The following is a 15,698-nucleotide window of genomic DNA, read 5'->3' on the forward strand; positions in this document are numbered from 1 at the left end:
TCAGCCCCGGCCCAGCACCACCGTCCCCGACGAGCAGAACCAGCCCCCGGTGCCGGAGGCCACGGCCAACTGTGGCAGCCCCCCGTCCGGCCTGCGCACCTGCCGCCCCTCGCCCGCCTCCCCCCGCAGTTGACGCACGGCCTCGACGATCAGGAACAGCCCCCGCATCCCGGGGTGCTGGGCCGACAGCCCGCCCCCGTCGGTGTTCACCGGCAGCTCCCCGCCCACCAGCAGCCGCCCCTTTCCGGCGTCCACGAACGCACCCCCCTCGCCCTTCGCGCAGAAGCCGAGATCCTCCAGGGTCACCAGCGTCATGTAGGTGAAGGCGTCGTAGATCTCGGCGAGGTCGATCTCCTGCGCGCGCACCCCTGCCCGCTGGAAGGCCAGCCGGCCGCTCACGGCCGCCGGGGACACCGTGAAGTCCTCCCACTCGGACATGGTGGTGTGCGAGACGTGCTCACCGGTGCCGAGGATCCACACCGGGTTCGTACGGCAGTCGCGTACGTACTCCTCGGCCGCGAGCAGCACCGCCGCGCCGCCGTCGGAGCGGATGCAGCAGTGCAGCTTGGTGAAGGGGTCCGCGATCATCGGGCCGGAAAGGACGTCGTCGACGGTGATCGGGTCGCGGAACATCGCCTCCGGGTTCGCCGTCGCGTTCGCGCGGGCCTGAACGGCGACAGAGGCGAGTTGTTCCGGCGTGGTGCCGTACTGGTGCATGTGGCGGCGTGCGGCCATCGCGTACTTGGCGATGAGTGTGTGGCCGTACGGGACCTCGAACTGCAGCGGGCCGCGCGCTCCGAAGGAGAGGTTTCCGGTGCGCCGACCCGCCTTGACGTCCGCGCGAGCCGTCGAGCCGTAGACGAGCAGCACTGCGTTCGCACGGCCCGCCGCGATCGCGTCCGCCGCGTGCGCCGCCATGACCTCCCAGGTGGAGCCGCCGACGGAGGTGGAGTCGACCCACGTGGGCTTCAGGCCCATATATTCGGCCACTTCTATGGGGGCCAGGGTGCCCAGGCCCGCCGACGCGAAGCCGTCGATCACCGACCGGTCCAGGCCCGAGTCGGCCAGCGCGCGGCGGGCCGCCTGGGCGTGCAGGGCGTACGGGGTCGCCTCGTCCGCCCGGCCGCAGTCGGAGAGGGCTATGCCGACGACGGCGACCTTCCGCTGTCCTGTCCGCTGTCCTGGAGTCATGAATCTGACGGTACATCAGATAAGTCCTCCGCCGGGAGGTGGCCGCACCCCTGTGCATCTGTCACCCCTCGCCCTAACATGACGGCCCGTCAGATCCGGGAGGAGCCCACCCATGGACGCCCGTTTCACCGCCGAGCAGGACGAGATCCGCCGCACTCTGCGGGAGCTGCTGGTCAAACGCTGCGGCCCGGAGGAGCTGCGGGCCGCCGTGCGGACCCCCGCCGGACACGACCCGGCACTGTGGGAGGCGCTCGCGCAACAGCTCGGGCTGCCCGGGCTCGCCCTCCCCGAGGCGTACGGCGGGGTCGGCTGCACGGTGACCGAACTCGCCCTCGCCTGCGAGGAGTCGGGGCGCGCCCTCACCCCCTCGCCGCTTCTCGCGACCGCCGTCCTCGCCGCCCCACTGATCCTCGCCCTCGGCACCGGGGTCCAGCGCACCGGACTGCTGCCACGCCTCGCCTCGGGCGAGCTGACCGCCGCCCTCGCCGTACCGGGCGCGGGGCTCGCGACGGCGCTCGGGCTGGTCGGCGACAACCGTGGGGACTGGGCGGGCGACGGGCGCGCCGGAGGCGTACAGGCGCGGCGGGTCGAGGGTGCCTGGCGCCTCTATGGGCAGGCGGCACAGGTGCTCGACGGACACAGCGCGGGGCTGCTTGTGGTGGCCGCGCACACCGGGGGCTTCGCTCGGTCGCGGACGCTGCTGTTCCTCGTACGAGAGGGCACCCAGGGGCTCGTGCGAGTGCGGCAGACGTCCTTGGACGAGACACGGCCGCAGGCCCGGGTCGAACTGCGGGACGTGGACGCCGAGTTGCTCGGCGACGACGGATCCGACGTGCCTGCCGCGCTCGCGGCTGTCGGAGACACCGCCGCCGCCGTGCTGGCCACGGAGGCCGTGGGCGCCGCCGACCGCGCGCTGGAGCGGACCGTCGAGTACGTGCGGCAGCGTGAGCAGTTCGGGCGGGCGATCGGGTCCTTCCAGGCGGTGAAACACCGGCTCGCGGATGTGTATGTGGGGGTGCAGGCGGCACGGTCGGCGGCGTACTACGCGGCGTGGGCAGCCGGTGCGGGCGGGGAACGGGTGGGTGCGCTCGCGCTCGCCCAGGCCCTGGAGGCGCTGCGCACCGCCGCCTCCGAGGGAATCCAGTTGCACGGCGGCATCGGCTTCACCTGGGAGCACGAGGCCCATCTCTACTTCAAGCGCGCCTCCGGCGACGAACTGCTCTTCGGGCCGGTGCACCGACTGCGGGGGTACGCCGCCGACGCCGCGCGCCTCTTCGACGGCGGGGAGGTGGCGGTCTGATGGCCGCGGGCGAGGGGCCGGGCGGGGAGGCGGCTGTGGGATCGGGCGGGGAGGCGGCTGTGGGATCGGGCGAGGGGCCGGGTAGGGGATCAGGTGCGGGACGGGGTGTGGGTTCGGACGCGGGATCAGGTGGGGGACCGGGTGCGGGGCGGGGCGCGGGATCAGGTGGGGGACCGGACAAGGGAGCAGCTGAGGAAGCAGGCAAAAAAACAGGTAGGGAAGCAGGTATGGGGTCGGGCAAGGGTTCAGGTGCGGGGCCGAGGCGGATTCCTGGCGTCCGGCTGGTGCAGAAGGTGTCCTCGACGCGGGCCTTCGCCCGGGTCGCCCCGCACCTGGTCCCCGCCCTCGACCGTGCCGTGCACCGGCTGACCCGCGGCAAGGTGCTGCTCAGCGCGCAGATGCTGCCGGGCGTCATCCTCACCGCGCGCGGCGCGAAGAGCGGGCTGGAACGGCGGACGCCGCTGGCCTGTATGCCGGAGAGTGTCTCTCCGGAGGGCGGCCCGGGAAGCTGGCTCCTCATCGGCTCCAACTTCGGGCGTACGGACCACCCCGCGTGGACCGGCAATCTCCTCGCTCATCCCGACGCCGAGATCAGCTGGAAGGGCGAGGACATCGCGGTAACCGCTCATCTCCTCGAGGGCGAGGAGCGAGGCGCGGCGTGGAAGGCGGTGCTGGCGTTCTGGCCGCCCTACGCCACGTATCAGGCGCGGGTCGACCGTGAGATCAGGCTGTTCCGGATCGTGCGGCGCTGAAGGGCGTACCTCCGCCCGGCGCTCTTGCCGCAACCCTGCCCGGGCGTTCATAACCCCGCCCGGGCGTTCATAACCCCGCCCGGGCGTTCATAACGCCGCCCCGGCGCCCGGGAAAGTCCGTTGCGGGCCGGGCGTCCGGCGCCGGACAGTGGGTCCATGACGCTGCCCATCACCCCTCCGCCCGGTCTGACCGTGCGCCCGGCGACACTCGACGACGCGGCGGCGGTGTGTGCGCTGCTCAACGAGATCGACCTGCTGGAGATCGGCCGTGCCGACACTGAAGTCGCTGAGATCCAGGCGGACTTGAAGCATCCCGAGGTGGATCTGGAGCGTGACTCCTGGCTGCTCTTCGACGGGGGCCGGCTGATCGGATACGGCCTGCTGTGGGACGACTCCGGCGGCGAGCGGATCGACATGGACCACTACACGCTGCCCGACCGGTCGCAGGCCGCACTGCACCTGTTCGACCTGATGGAGGACAGGGCCGCGGAGCGGGCGGCCGCCAACGGTGCGTCGCGGGCGGTGGTGCACCTGCACCTCAACATCGACCCCACCACGGACCTGCGCGCGCTGCGCGGACGAGGCTGGCTTCCGGTCCGCCGCTACAACGTGATGGCCCGCGACCTGTCCGGCGCGATCGACCTGCCGCCGACGCCTCCGCCCGGTGTGACCCTGCGGCCCTGCCCCGGCGAGCCCGACCGGCGGCGCGCCCACGCGCTGCTTCAGGAGTCCTTCGCCGACCACTTCGACTTCCAGCCGCGTACGTACGAACAGTGGCTGGACGACATCGACGCCGAGCGTGCCGACTGGTCGCTGATCTGGATCGCCCACGTCGACGGACTCGGGGACGCGGCCGTGCTGCGCACCCACAACGACCGCGCCTCGATGGCCTGGATCGGCCACCTCGGCGTCCTGCGCCGGGCCCGGGGGCAGGGCCTCGGCAGCCACCTCCTGCGCCATGCCTTCGGGCACTACGCGGCGCTGGGCCGTGACCGGATCGGCCTCGGTGTGGACACCGACAACAGCAGCGGCGCGCTCGCGCTCTACGAACGGCACGGCATGACCCTCGACTACGCCGTGGACACCTGGGAGCTGGTCCGCCCCGTCTGAGGGAGGGGCGGTGCCGTCCGTCGGTTCGGCCTCACAGCGTGGCCAGGCGCTCCACCAGCAGAAACCCGCCGATGCCGAGCATCGCTGCCCCGGAGGTGCGGACCACCGCGCGGGCCGCGGCCGGCCTCGCCCCCAGGACGGCGCGGGCCAGCACACCGACGCCGAGGTAGACGGCGGCACAGCAGGCCATGTGGACCGCACCGAGCACGGCGGTCTGCGCGGCCACCGGCGCGCCGGCCCCCGGCTTGAGGAACTGCGGCAGTACGGAGAGGTAGAGCAGCAGACCCTTGGGATTGAGGCCACTGATCGCGGCGCCGCGGAGGAATGCGCGGGCGGGGGAAGGGACGGAAGGCTCGGCGCTCTCCGGCGGTGCGGTGGTGTGGGCTCGGGCCGCCACAGGTGCTGCGGTGTGGGCTCCGGCTGCCATCACCAGTGCTGCGGTGTGGGCCCCGGTCGCCACCGGTGCGTCGGCTTCGGTGGCTACTGCTGCGGTGTGGGCTCCGGCGGCTACGAGTGCGGTGGTGTGGGCTCGGGCCACCACGGGTGCGGTGGTGTGGGCTTCGGCGGCAACTGGCGGTGTGCGGGCTCCGGCCGCTACCAGCGTGGCGGCGTCGGCTCCGGCCGTCACCGGAGCGGCAATTTCGCCGCCGCCGGGAGCCCCCGGCGTCGCCGGCCTCCGCAGAACCCCCCACCCCAGCCACACCAGATACCCCGCCCCCGCCACCGTGAGCGCGGTCAGCAGGCCCGGTGAGCCCGCGACCAGGACCGCCAGCCCGGCCACCGCGAGCACCGTGTGCACGGCGTACCCGGCGACGAGTCCCGAGACGGCGGGGAGCACCGACCGGCCGCGCAGTCCCGCGGATATCACGTACGCCCAGTCCGCGCCCGGTACGCACACCAGCAGCAGATCCACGGCGAGAAACGCCGTGACCATTCCCCAGTCCAGTCCCCAATCCATACCAGGGACATTAGGCGCGATTGCCCCAAAGGTGTTTCCGAAGTTTGCCCGCGATAGCGGACTTCGGGGGAAGATCTGCCTCGTGAATGCCGCTGGCCAGAAGATTCTTGCTGAGCTCCGGCGGGGCGGGCGGCTGACCGGGACCGAGCCGGCCGCGCGGGTGCGGCTCAGCGGCTCGCCGTGTCATCGGCGTCTGCGGGAGCCGGAGCGGTCCGATACCGGACCGTCTTCTCGGGTCCCCACCGCCGACCTCGCGGCCTTCCAGTGGCTCTACGGCGACCGGCCGGCGACGCTGCCGGGCGTGCAGCGGCCGACGTCTACGCCGGCGATGAAGCGCGTGGTGACGGACCGCCCGCTGCCCGCAAAGGGCCTCGCCGGTTCCACAGCGCAGCAGGCGGCAGTCCACACCGGTGGACTGCCGCCTGCATGACAGGAGTTGGGGCAACCGGGAAGAGGCGTACTACTTCGTCGGCTTCTTCCCGGTCACGCCGAGATGCACCAACAGCGCCAGATTGGGCTTGAGTTCAGCCTGCTTGACGCCCCACGTCTGGAAACCCTTCTGGTGCGAGGCCACCGCGGCCAGCATGGCGACAAGGGAACCGGCCATCGCCGCCGGGTTCACCTCCTTGTCGACCTTGCCCTTGGCCTGGAGGTCGGCGACCGTGTCGGTAAGGGAGTTGTTCACGGAGTTCAGGATCTTCATGCGGATCTTGTAGAACCGTTTGTCGCCCTCGGCGGCGCCCAGATCGACGACCCTGAGGATGGCGTCGTTCTTGCGCCAGAACTCCAGGAAGCCGTCGACGAGTTCCTGTGCGGTCTGCCAGCCGGCCTTGCCGACCCAGGAACGCCCTTCGAGCAGCTGGGTCAACCCCGCGCCCTCCGCGGCCATTTGCTCGGCGATCTCAAGGACGGCGCCTTCGACGTCCGGGAAGTACTGGTAGAAGGTCGCCGGTGAAGTGCCCGCCTTCCGGGCGACATCAATGACTTTGACGTCCCGGTAGGGCGAGGAGCTGAGCATCTCGCTGAGGCAGTCGAGCAGCTTCTGCCGGGTCGCCTGCCCTCGCCGTCCGGCCACGCGGCCGTCGACGGTACGCACTTGTCCTGTCATGCCGTCAGCTTACCGAGGGGTGATCGGAGCGCGATTCGGCCGACTGCAAATGGGGTGCGGGGGTGACTGTGGGGCCGTTATCGGCGGAGAGGTGGTGGGGTGTGGTGCCGATGTCGGCGGAGAGGTGGTGGGGTGTGGTGCCGATGTCGGCGCAGAGGCGGTGGGATGCGCGGCGAGATCAGTGGAGTGGCGGTGGGGTGCGGAGGTGGAGGAGAGTGGGGTGCCGGGGGATGCGGTCGGGGTGCGGGTGGAGTGTGAGCCGCCGCGCGCGCTGGATGAAAGGCCGTTAGCTTGACCGCATGGCCGAATCAGACGTTTCCTCTGATTTCCCAGAAGGCGTGCCCTGCTGGGTCGACGCGCAGCTCCCGGATGTGGAGGCGGGCAAGCGCTTCTACGGCGAGCTCTTCGGCTGGACCTTCGCGGAGGGGTACGGCCCCGACGGCCTGGCGCACCTCGGCGGTGAGCCCGTCGCCGGTCTCACGCGCAAGCGGGACGGCCGGATGCCCACCGTATGGACGGTGTACTTCGCGACGCCCGACGCCGGCGCACTCTCCCGGCGCATCACCGACGGGGGCGGGCAGCTCATCACGGCACCGTCGCCGGTCGACTCCCTGGGCACCATGGCCCTCGTGACCGACCCGGAGGGCGCCGTCTTCGGCCTCTGGCAGGCCGGCACCCACGCCGGCTTCGGCAGGCGGCACGAGCGGGGCTCCTTCTGCTGGGCCGAGCTGTACGCGCGGGACACCACGGCCGTCGACCGGTTCTACGGCGCCCTCTTCCGCGACGCCCTCTTCGGCCCCGACGCGTCCCCCGACTTCGGCCGTGCGCCCGTCTCCGATGTCTTCCCGGCGGAAATGCCGCCGCATTTCCTCGTCCACTTCGGCGTCGAGGACTGTGCCGCGGTTCTCCGGACGGTGAACCGGCTCGGTGGACGGGTCCAGGCGACACCCTTCGACACGTCGTACGGAAGGGTGGCCGTGGTCACGGACAATCAGGGGGCGTCGTTCGCCGTACTTCAACGGTGATGCGTGGGGCTTTTGTCCCGAGACACCCCGATTCGCCCCCGGGTTCGCAACCTGTGGCCGAGCCAGGAAGAATCGGGGTGCGTGCCGCCATGGCGGTGCGGTGGTGAGACGCTGCACGGGGCCGCGTTCATACGTGGATGACGTGGCCCGTACGGGGAGGTGGCAGGCAAGTGGTGGATCAGCTGACGCAGCACGATCCGCGGCGGATCGGGCCGTTCGAGGTGCTGGGACGGCTGGGTGCCGGCGGCATGGGGCTGGTCTATCTCGCGCGCTCGGCTTCCGGCCGGCGCGTGGCGATCAAGACGGTCAGGACGGAACTCGCCGAGGACCAGCTGTTCCGGGTCCGCTTCACACGGGAGGTGGAGGCCGCGCGGGCGGTCTCCGGCTTCTACACGGCGGCCGTGGTCGACGCCGACCCGCGCGCGGCCGTGCCGTGGCTGGCCACCGCGTATGTGCCCGCGCCCTCGCTCGAGGAAATAGTGAATGAGTGCGGGCCGCTCCCGGCCCAGGCGGTGCGCTGGCTGGCGGCGGGCGTCGCGGAGGCGCTCCAGTCCATCCACGGCGCGGGACTCGTGCACCGTGACCTGAAGCCCTCGAACGTCCTGGTGGTGGAGGACGGGCCGCGTGTCATCGACTTCGGCATCGCGTCCGGCGTCTCGAACACCCGCTTGACGATGACGAACGTCGCCGTCGGCACGCCCGCGTACATGTCGCCCGAGCAGGCGAAGGACTCGCGCAGCGTGACCGGCGCGAGTGACGTCTTCTCGCTCGGCTCGATGCTGGTGTTCGCCGCCACGGGGCACGCGCCCTTCCATGGCGCCAACCCCGTCGAGACGGTCTTCATGCTGCTGCGGGAGGGCCCGGACCTGGAGGGACTCCCGGAGGAACTCCGTCCGCTCATCGAGTCCTGCATGCAGATGGAGGCGACGGGACGCCCCAACCCGGCCGACCTCCAGGCACAGCTGGCTCCTCATCTCTTCGGCTCAGGATCCGACGACAGCGGTACGGCGTCCGCGTGGCTGCCCGAGCGAGCGGTGGGCCTGATCGAGGCGCGCCGTGGGGGCCGTCCCGCGGTGAAGCCGTCGTCGGGTGGCGGGGGGCGCAGTGGTGGGCGCCCGGTCGTGCCGCCGCCCCCCTCGCACGCCCCCGTGCCCGTCGGGGCGCCCGACAGCGGTCCGGTGCGGCTCGCCGGCGCCCAGGTGCCCATCGGCCCCGGGCCGCGCGTCGCCGACGCCCGCGCCGCCGCCGTCAAGGCGCCTCCTCCCGAGGCAGGCCTCGCCGCGTCCTGGTCCCGGCCGCGCGCCGGCGTGAACGGCGCCGATCCCGCGCCCACCGTGGCACCGCCCCCGCCCGCCGAGTCGGCCTCCGGCTGGCGCCCCTGGCGTTTCCGTATGTCGAACGACGTATGGGGTACGCCGTGGGTGGCGGACGACCTGGTCTACGTCACCTCCTTCGAGGTCCACGCACTGGACGTCGCGACCGGTCGGCGCCGCTTCAAGACGCGTGACGTGGCGTGGTCGATGGCGGTGGCGGACGGCCGGATCCACGCGTCCGACGGGCCGACGCTCTTCGCCCTGGACGCCCGGGAGGGCGGTGATCTGTGGCGACTGTCCACCGACGCCTGGGTGTACTCGCTCAAGGCCGACCGGGGGACGGTCGTCACCGGCACGCGCGGGGGCGGCGTACAGGCCTGGGAGGCCTCCAACGGGCAGAAACTGTGGGAGATCACCGGCGCCCAGACGGACTTCGAGTCCCCGGAGGCCGGGCCCGCCGTCCACGACGGCACGGTGTACGTCTGGAAGGACGCCCGGCTGCGTGCCCTGGAAGCCCGTACCGGCGAGGAACGCTGGTCGTACCCGATCGGCGACGCGGCGTCGTGCGGCGGAGTCCCGGTCCGCCTGACCCAGGCGCCCGACGGCTACGTGTACATCTCCGCCGGCACCCGCGTGCTGGCCGTCGACGTGGCGAGCGGTCATGTCCGCTGGCACTTCGAGGCGCCCGCCGTCTTCCTCTGCCCGCCGACCTTCGTGTCGGGCCCGGCGGTGACGGGCGGCGGCGTCTACCTGGCCGACTACCTCGGCACTGTGTACGCCCTCGACGCCACCGACGGACGCGACCGCTGGCGCATCGCCACCGAGTCGCGTGCCTCCATCGAGCCGGTCCTCGTCGCCGCGGGGCACGTCCACGTGGGCAGCGGCAAGGGCCTCTACACGCTCGACGCGGTCACCGGTACGCCGAAGTGGCGCTTCCAGGCGGGGGGCGACCTGGTGGGCGCGCCCGCCGTGGCCGAGGGCCGCATCCACTTCGGTTCCACGGACCACCTTCTCTACACCCTGAAGGCGGACGACGGCCGACTCCGCTGGAAGCTCGCGACGGGCGGGGAGATCACCGGGGCTCCCGTCGTCAAGGACGGGGTGGTGTACGCCTGCAGCAAGGACCGCTGCGTGTACGCGCTGGACGCGGAGAAGGGGACGGGGACGGCTCGGACGACGTGACGGGGGCGGGGGTGGGTGAGTTTTGCACCGCCGCCGCTACCCGGTGGGTGCTTGTCGCGGGGGGGGGCCGCCCCCCCCCCCCACCGGGCCCGGAGACCACCCAAGGTTATGGCGGTGTCGCCCCCCCCCCCCCCCCCCCCCCGCGGGGCGGCCCCGCCCCCCCCCCCCCCCCCGGGGGGGGGGGGGCCCCCGCCCATTTGGGGGGGGGGGGGGGGGGGCCCCCCCCCCCGGGGGACGGGAACGGGTAGGGGCGGCGGGGGCGAAAAACTCACCCGTGACGGCCGTCGTAAAGGCCACGGAAGGGGCTCCGTACGGCGGCCGTCGCTCAGGGGAGCGGGCGCGGCCCCCGCTCTCGATGCAGACGCTACGCCGAGTGCGACGACCCCGCCACGCGGCGCTGCCCGTGCCCCCGGGCACCGCCGAGTGGACCTACGGCCTGTCTGTCGGATCACGCCTGGGCCGCGGTGGTGAGGCGCCGCAACCCGAAGTCGGCGTGATCCGAACGACAGGCCCTAGCGCAGCCGAAAGCCGGGCCGCCGGGCCATGAAGAGCCCCGCCTGGCGCTCCCCGGGAAGGTTGCCCATCGAGACGAGCTGCGGCGCGTGCGCGAGGGCCTGCGCGCGGGCCGCCTCCTTGGCCAGCCACAACGCCCGCACGGTCCCCTGAACGGCCTCGACCGGATACGAGGCGATGACGGCCGCGCAGTCGACGGCCGCCGCCAACACCCCACCGGGAGCGGTGACTTCGGACACCAATCCCACCTCGTACGCCCGCCGCGCGGAGATCCGCTCGGCGGTCCCCATCAGCGCCATCCGCGCCACCTCGCCGAACGGCATCCGCTGCGCCATGAAGATGGACTCGTACGCGCTGACCATCCCGTACGTCGTGTGCGGGTCGAAGAACGTCGCCTCCTCGTCCGCCACGATGAACTCGGCCTCCCCGAGCAGATAGAAGGCACCCCCGCACGCCATCCCGTTCACGGCCGCGATCACCGGCTTCCACAGGTCGTTCGCCTTCGGCCCGATCGCGACGAGCGGATCGTCCACCATGTAGGGGGAATTGGGCTGCGGCACGGTCACGTCCCGGTCGATCCCCGTACAGAAGGCCCGCGCGCCCGCTCCCGTGACGACGACGGCCCGTACCGAGTCGTCGAACCGGAATTCCCGCCAGGCGGAGGCGAGTTCGGCGGCTGCGTCGAGGTCGATGGCGTTGAGTTTCTCGGGCCGGTCGAGGGTGAGGACGGCGACCCCGGTGTCCTTGTCCGTGCTGACCTTCAGGTGACCGCCACCGCCGCTCACGGCCGCTCCAGAACCCAGCGTGGCACGGCCATGCCGTTCACCTCCGTGAAGGCCACCTGCACCCGCGCCCCGATCCGTATCCGCTCCGGGGAAACCGAGTTGAGCGGCGCCTCGGGCCCGCTCACCAGATTCCCCACGAGCCGTATCCGCGGGGCGTCCGCCAGCTCCACCACGATCGCGTTGTACGGGGCCTGCTCCGCGTAGGCGGGCAGGAGCGGCGTATGCGGGATGACGTACGACCACACGCGCCCCCTCCCGCTCATCTTCCGCCACTCGCTCGCGAAGGAGTGGCAGTGCGGGCAGCAGGGCCGGGGTGGAAAGCGGAGTTCGCCGCAGTCGGCGCACGCCTGGATCCGGAGTTCGCCCTGGGCGGCGTACCGCCAGAAGGGCGCGCCGTCGTCGTCGAGGACGGGGGAGAGCAGGGACTCGTTCATGCCGGTCTTCATGTCAGCTCCTTCAGCTCCTCAGGCCCTCAGAAGGATGGCGGAGGTAGGGACCCCCTCCCCCGCCGTGACCAGGCAGGTGGCCGCCCCCGGTACCTGCGCCGTACTCGTGCCCCGCAGTTGCTTCACGCCCTCGTTGATGAGGTTGAAGCCGTGCACATACGCCTCGCTGAGACCGCCGCCCCCCGTATTGACGGGCAGTCGCCCGCCGATCTCCAGCGCCCCGCCCTCCGTGAAGGCCGCGCCCTCGCCCCTCCCGCAGAAGCCGTATCCCTCCAGGGACAGGGGTATCAGCGGTGTGAAGGCGTCGTAGATCTGCGCGACGTCCACCTCCTCCGGCGTGAAGTCGGCGTGTTTCCACAGGTGTCGGGCGGCGGCCCAGGCCGGACCGGTGAGCGGGTCGTCGTTCCAGTAGTTGACCATGCCGTGGTGCTGGGCGGGCAGGCCCTGGGCGGCGGAGTGGACGTACACGGGCCGCTGCCGGCAGTCCCGCGCCCGCTCGGCGGACACGATGACGCACGCCAGCGCCCCGTCGGTCTCCAGGCAGTTGTCGAAGAGGCAGAGGGGTTCGCTGATCCAGCGGGAGGTCATGTACATCTCGCGGGTGAGGGGCCGCTCGTACATGATCGCGGCGGGATTCTGGTTGGCCCGGTTGCGGCAGGCGAGCGCGACATTGAAGAGGTGGTCGCGGGTGGCGCCGTACTCGTGCATGTACCGGCGGGCCAGCATGCCGATCTCGTCGGCCGGGCGCAGCAGTCCGAAGGGGCGGGTCCACTGGGCGGGGGTGGGGAGTTGGACGCTGGTGTTCTTCCACGGGCGGGGGCCGGACCCTCTCTTCCGCGACCGCCAGGCGACCCCCACCGTCGCCTGTCCGCCGGCGATGGCGGCGGCGAGATGCGCGACGGTGGCACAGGAACCACCCCCTCCGTACCCCACCTTGCTGAAGAAGCTGAGGTCACCGAGCCCGACGGCCTTGGCCACCTCCACCTCGTCCGTCTCCTCCATGGTGTAGGAGGCGAGCGCGTCGACTTCGGCGGGCGCGATCCCGGCGTCGTCGAGGGCGGCGAGGATGGCGCGGCAGGCCAGGGTCTTCTCGGATTCTGGGAGTTGCTTGGCGAAAGGGGTCTGCCCGATTCCGACGACGGCGGTGGCGTCCTTGATTCCCGCCATGCGCGCACCTCCCGATGGAGTCCCGACTGCTGACAGGTCGTCAGGCTACAGCTAATCTGACGGTCAGTCAGCTAGTGGTTCGTCGGTCATGGGGAGGCGTGCGATGCGCGGGGACCTGGAGTGGGGCAGCATCCCGGGGCTGGTGCGCTCGGCGGCGACGCGCTTCGCGGACCGCGAGGCGGTCGTCGAGGGCCGCACCCGTATCTCTTACGCCGAGTTGGGTGCCCGAGTGGAACGCGCGGCGGCGGCGTGCATGGCGAGCGGCGTACGACGGGGCGACCGGGTCGCGCTCTGGGCCCCGAACACCCTCGACTGGATCGTCTCCGCGCTGGGTGCGGTCTCCGCGGGAGCGGTCCTCGTCCCCCTCAACACCCGCTTCAAGGGCACGGAAGCGGCGTACGTCCTGTCCCGCAGTCGCGCGAAACTGCTGTTCGTGACCGGAACCTTCCTGGGGACGTCGTACGTGGCGTCGCTGCGGCGGGCCTCCGGCGAGGGCCCCGGATCCGGCCCGCTGCCCGGCCTTGCCCACCTGGAACAGGTGGTGGTGCTCGCGGACGACGCCCCCGCCGACTTCCGTACGTGGAAGGACTTCCTGGCGGACGGGGAGGGCGTGGGAGCGGCGGACGTACGACAGCGGGCCGACACCCTCTCCGGCTCCGCTCCCTCGGACATCATCTTCACGTCGGGAACCACGGGCCGCCCGAAGGGCGCGCTGATCACCCACGCGCAGACGCTCCGCGGCTACGAGATCTGGAGTTACCTCGCGGGCCTGCGCGAGGGCGACCGCTACCTGATCGTGAACCCCTTCTTCCACACCTTCGGCTACAAGGCGGGCATCATGGCCTGCCTGATGCGCGGCGCGACGATGATCCCGCAGCCGGTGTTCAACGTGGACACCGTGCTGGCGAACATCGCCTCGGAGCGCATCTCGGTCCTCCCCGGCCCGCCCACTCTCCATCAGTCGCTGTTGGACCACCCGTCCCGGGACGCGTACGACCTCTCGGCTCTGCGCCTGGTGGTGACGGGCGCGGCGGTGGTGCCGCTGCGCCTGGTGGAACGCCTGCGCTCGGAACTCGGCGTGGACACGGTGCTGACGGCGTACGGCCTCTCCGAGGCGAGCGGCATCGTCACGATGTGCCGCCGCGGAGACGCGCCACCGGTGATCGCCTCGACCTCCGGGCGCGCGATCCCGGGTACGGAGGTACGGGTGGTGGACGCCGCGGGAACGCCCCTCGGAGCCGGCTCCCCGGGGGAGGTCCTGGTCCGTGGCTTCAACGTCATGCAGGGCTACTTCGAGGACCTCGACGCCACGGCGGCCGTCCTGGACACCGACGGCTGGCTGCGCACGGGCGATGTCGGCGTCCTGGACGACGCCGGCAACCTCCGCATCACGGACCGCATCAAGGACATGTTCATCGTCGGCGGCTTCAACGCCTACCCCGCGGAGATAGAGCAACTGCTCGGCCTGCACCCGGATGTGGCCGACGTGGCGGTGATCGGTGTTCCGGACGGGCGCCTCGGAGAGGTGGGCAAGGCGTACGTCGTCCGGCGCCCGGATTCCGTCCTCACCGGCGACGACCTCATCGCGTGGTCGCGGCGCGAGATGGCGAACTACAAGGTGCCGCGGGTGGTGGAGTTCGTGGGGGAGCTGCCTCGGAACGCGAGCGGGAAGGTGGTCAAAGGGGAGTTGCGGGGGCGGTGAGGGTGTTCAGCGTGGTTTCGCCCGGGCGTGCTCCCCGCGTCCGCTAGTCACGATCTCCGCCGGTCGCTGGGGGCTCGCCGGGATGCGCGGGAGGGAGGGCCGGGTGTCGATGTCACTGGCATCCCGCTCACCCGGCCCTACTACCGCGCGGCGGAGAGGCCTCCCGGTCCGAACGCCGACTGGCACCGGAACGCCTACGGCCCCGCGGCCGTTCACGGCATCCCGGTGGGTGCCTGAGTGAGGGCGGCGCGGATCTGCTCGATCATCCGTGCGGGGCGGTAGAAGACGTCGGTCGCTGTGTACCGGAGGAGGAGGCGGACTTCCGGGCACTGGAGGACCTGGTTGAAGCGGACGATGTCCTGGCGGTGGACGGCGCGGGTGCCGTGGTAGGCGTAGCCCTCCACCTCCACGGCGAGCCCCTCGGCCCGGAAGAGGAAGTCCAGATAGCGGCGGCGCCCGTCGGGCGTCTTCAGCTCGGCCTGGCTCTCGGGGTGCAGGCCCGCGTCGTGTATGCGCAGGCGGGCGATGGTCTCGGCGGGCGAGCCGGCCTTCGGGTCGGCCAGCCGGAGGCGGCTGCGGGCGCCGGACCCACCGCGCAGCGGGCCTTCGAGCGCGGCCGTCAGGGCGGCGAGGGTGACGAGCGGGACCCGGCGTACGCCGCCGACGGTTCGCCGAGTGAGGGCGGAGTCGACGGCTACGAGGGCTTCGTCGCGGTCGCCCGTGCGTAGGAGGTCGACGACGGTGCGGGTGGGGGTTGTGAGGCGCAGCCCCCAGCGGGTGACGACGTCGCCGGGCGCGAGGGAGGCCCTGTGCACGCGCACACCTCCCTCCCCGTTCCGGCGGGTACGGAGCTCGGGATCGGTGAAGAGCAAGGGCGCGGCGCCCGCCTTCGGTCCGAGGGTCTCGATCCGCCAGAGCGTGGCAGCTGTCCGGTGGCTGACGACCAGCTGGGGTTTCCGGAGCTGGGCCGCACGCAGGCGGGTGAGGAGTGTGACCTGCCGCCCGGGCTCAGCCCAGGTGCCGGGGGAGAGCCGGGTCCAGCGTTCGGCGGTCAGGGTGCGAAGGAGGGCACGCGGTTCCCAACCGGCCGTCAGCGCAAGGGAGGTGAGTAGCACGCCCCCTTGGACCAGGCTTCGTAAAGAAGGT

At 72.0% G+C, this 15,698-nt stretch carries 14 protein-coding genes and 1 pseudogene; 7 read left to right on the plus strand and 8 right to left on the minus strand.

The window, feature by feature from the left end; translation table 11 throughout:
• The gene (locus tag ACIBK0_RS32905) at nt 1-1,191 is read right to left on the minus strand and encodes a thiolase C-terminal domain-containing protein (RefSeq protein ID WP_399087928.1); all 1,191 of its coding nucleotides are present in this window, start codon (nt 1,189-1,191) and stop codon (nt 1-3) included.
• 112 nt (nt 1,192-1,303) lie between these two features.
• Here ACIBK0_RS32905 and ACIBK0_RS32910 point away from each other — a divergent pair, with 112 nt between their 5' ends.
• The 3 genes from ACIBK0_RS32910 (at nt 1,304) to ACIBK0_RS32920 (ending at nt 4,353) form a co-directional block, all read left to right on the plus strand.
• Nucleotides 1,304-2,491 (plus strand): acyl-CoA dehydrogenase family protein, encoded by a 1,188-nt coding sequence (locus ACIBK0_RS32910; RefSeq protein WP_399087930.1) that lies wholly within the window; start codon nt 1,304-1,306, stop codon nt 2,489-2,491.
• 227 nt (nt 2,492-2,718) lie between these two features.
• The gene (locus ACIBK0_RS32915) at nt 2,719-3,243 is read left to right on the plus strand and encodes a nitroreductase family deazaflavin-dependent oxidoreductase (protein ID WP_399087932.1); all 525 of its coding nucleotides are present in this window, start codon (nt 2,719-2,721) and stop codon (nt 3,241-3,243) included.
• Nucleotides 3,244-3,399: 156 nt separating this feature from the next.
• Nucleotides 3,400-4,353, plus strand: coding sequence for a GNAT family N-acetyltransferase (locus tag ACIBK0_RS32920; protein ID WP_399087934.1), 954 nt, complete (start codon nt 3,400-3,402; stop codon nt 4,351-4,353).
• A gap of 31 nt (nt 4,354-4,384) precedes the next feature.
• On the opposite strand, the gene ACIBK0_RS32925 is transcribed toward ACIBK0_RS32920, so the two are convergent.
• Nucleotides 4,385-4,993, minus strand: a complete 609-nt coding sequence (locus ACIBK0_RS32925; RefSeq protein WP_399088087.1) for a LysE family transporter — start codon at nt 4,991-4,993, stop codon at nt 4,385-4,387.
• A 15-nt stretch (nt 4,994-5,008) separates the two neighbouring features.
• Nucleotides 5,009-5,287: pseudogene (locus tag ACIBK0_RS32930) on the minus strand (LysE family translocator); the annotation flags it as partial.
• 106 nt (nt 5,288-5,393) lie between these two features.
• On the opposite strand from ACIBK0_RS32930, the gene ACIBK0_RS32935 reads away from it, so the two are divergent.
• Complete coding sequence (locus ACIBK0_RS32935; RefSeq protein ID WP_399087936.1) at nt 5,394-5,741, plus strand: winged helix-turn-helix transcriptional regulator; 348 nt, start codon at nt 5,394-5,396, stop codon at nt 5,739-5,741.
• A 30-nt stretch (nt 5,742-5,771) separates the two neighbouring features.
• Here the strand turns inward: ACIBK0_RS32935 and ACIBK0_RS32940 are convergent, their stop codons facing one another.
• Nucleotides 5,772-6,407 (minus strand): TetR family transcriptional regulator, encoded by a 636-nt coding sequence (locus ACIBK0_RS32940; protein ID WP_399088089.1) that lies wholly within the window; start codon nt 6,405-6,407, stop codon nt 5,772-5,774.
• Nucleotides 6,408-6,718: 311 nt separating this feature from the next.
• Between ACIBK0_RS32940 and ACIBK0_RS32945 the strand changes: the two genes are divergently transcribed.
• Entirely contained in the window at nt 6,719-7,444 is a 726-nt protein-coding gene (locus ACIBK0_RS32945) for a VOC family protein (RefSeq protein WP_399087938.1), read from the plus strand.
• Between the two features lie 170 nt (nt 7,445-7,614).
• A complete protein-coding gene (locus tag ACIBK0_RS32950; protein ID WP_399087940.1) occupies nt 7,615-9,939 on the plus strand; it encodes a PQQ-binding-like beta-propeller repeat protein in 2,325 nt (774 codons plus the stop codon).
• Between the two features lie 512 nt (nt 9,940-10,451).
• Here the strand turns inward: ACIBK0_RS32950 and ACIBK0_RS32955 are convergent.
• The 3 genes from ACIBK0_RS32955 to ACIBK0_RS32965 are packed head-to-tail and all read right to left on the minus strand — an operon-like array spanning nt 10,452 to nt 12,850.
• Nucleotides 10,452-11,237, minus strand: a complete 786-nt coding sequence (locus ACIBK0_RS32955) for an enoyl-CoA hydratase/isomerase family protein (RefSeq protein ID WP_399087942.1) — start codon at nt 11,235-11,237, stop codon at nt 10,452-10,454.
• Nucleotides 11,234-11,659 carry a Zn-ribbon domain-containing OB-fold protein gene (locus ACIBK0_RS32960; RefSeq protein ID WP_399088091.1) on the minus strand — a complete coding sequence of 142 codons (426 nt, stop codon included), beginning with the start codon at nt 11,657-11,659 and terminating at the stop codon, nt 11,234-11,236. Before ACIBK0_RS32960 ends, ACIBK0_RS32955 begins: the two co-directional genes overlap by 4 nt.
• 42 nt (nt 11,660-11,701) lie before the next feature.
• Nucleotides 11,702-12,850 carry a lipid-transfer protein gene (locus ACIBK0_RS32965; protein WP_399087944.1) on the minus strand — a complete coding sequence of 383 codons (1,149 nt, stop codon included), beginning with the start codon at nt 12,848-12,850 and terminating at the stop codon, nt 11,702-11,704.
• A 103-nt stretch (nt 12,851-12,953) separates the two neighbouring features.
• On the opposite strand from ACIBK0_RS32965, the gene ACIBK0_RS32970 reads away from it, so the two are divergent.
• On the plus strand, nt 12,954-14,552 hold the full coding sequence (locus ACIBK0_RS32970; protein WP_399087946.1) for a FadD3 family acyl-CoA ligase: 1,599 nt from the start codon (nt 12,954-12,956) through the stop codon (nt 14,550-14,552).
• Nucleotides 14,553-14,764: 212 nt separating this feature from the next.
• Here ACIBK0_RS32970 and ACIBK0_RS32975 read toward each other — a convergent pair whose 3' ends face one another.
• Nucleotides 14,765-15,667: a hypothetical protein gene (locus ACIBK0_RS32975; RefSeq protein ID WP_399087948.1), complete on the minus strand. Its 903-nt coding sequence runs from the start codon at nt 15,665-15,667 to the stop codon at nt 14,765-14,767.
• Between the last annotated feature and the right edge of the window lie 31 nt (nt 15,668-15,698).

The organism is Streptomyces sp. NPDC050564 (assembly GCF_044457265.1).
GTDB lineage: Bacteria > Actinomycetota > Actinomycetes > Streptomycetales > Streptomycetaceae > Streptomyces.

What these genes read in the sequence shown, in the direction of transcription:
- ACIBK0_RS32905 (WP_399087928.1), bottom strand. Translation starts at nt 1,191, where the DNA reads ATGACTCCAGGACAGCGGACAGGACAGCGGAAGGTCGCCGTCGTCGGC.
- ACIBK0_RS32910 (WP_399087930.1), top strand. Translation starts at nt 1,304, where the DNA reads ATGGACGCCCGTTTCACCGCCGAGCAGGACGAGATCCGCCGCACTCTG.
- ACIBK0_RS32915 (WP_399087932.1), top strand. Translation starts at nt 2,719, where the DNA reads ATGGGGTCGGGCAAGGGTTCAGGTGCGGGGCCGAGGCGGATTCCTGGC.
- ACIBK0_RS32920 (WP_399087934.1), top strand. Translation starts at nt 3,400, where the DNA reads ATGACGCTGCCCATCACCCCTCCGCCCGGTCTGACCGTGCGCCCGGCG.
- ACIBK0_RS32945 (WP_399087938.1), top strand. Translation starts at nt 6,719, where the DNA reads ATGGCCGAATCAGACGTTTCCTCTGATTTCCCAGAAGGCGTGCCCTGC.
- ACIBK0_RS32965 (WP_399087944.1), bottom strand. Translation starts at nt 12,850, where the DNA reads ATGGCGGGAATCAAGGACGCCACCGCCGTCGTCGGAATCGGGCAGACC.
- ACIBK0_RS32970 (WP_399087946.1), top strand. Translation starts at nt 12,954, where the DNA reads ATGCGCGGGGACCTGGAGTGGGGCAGCATCCCGGGGCTGGTGCGCTCG.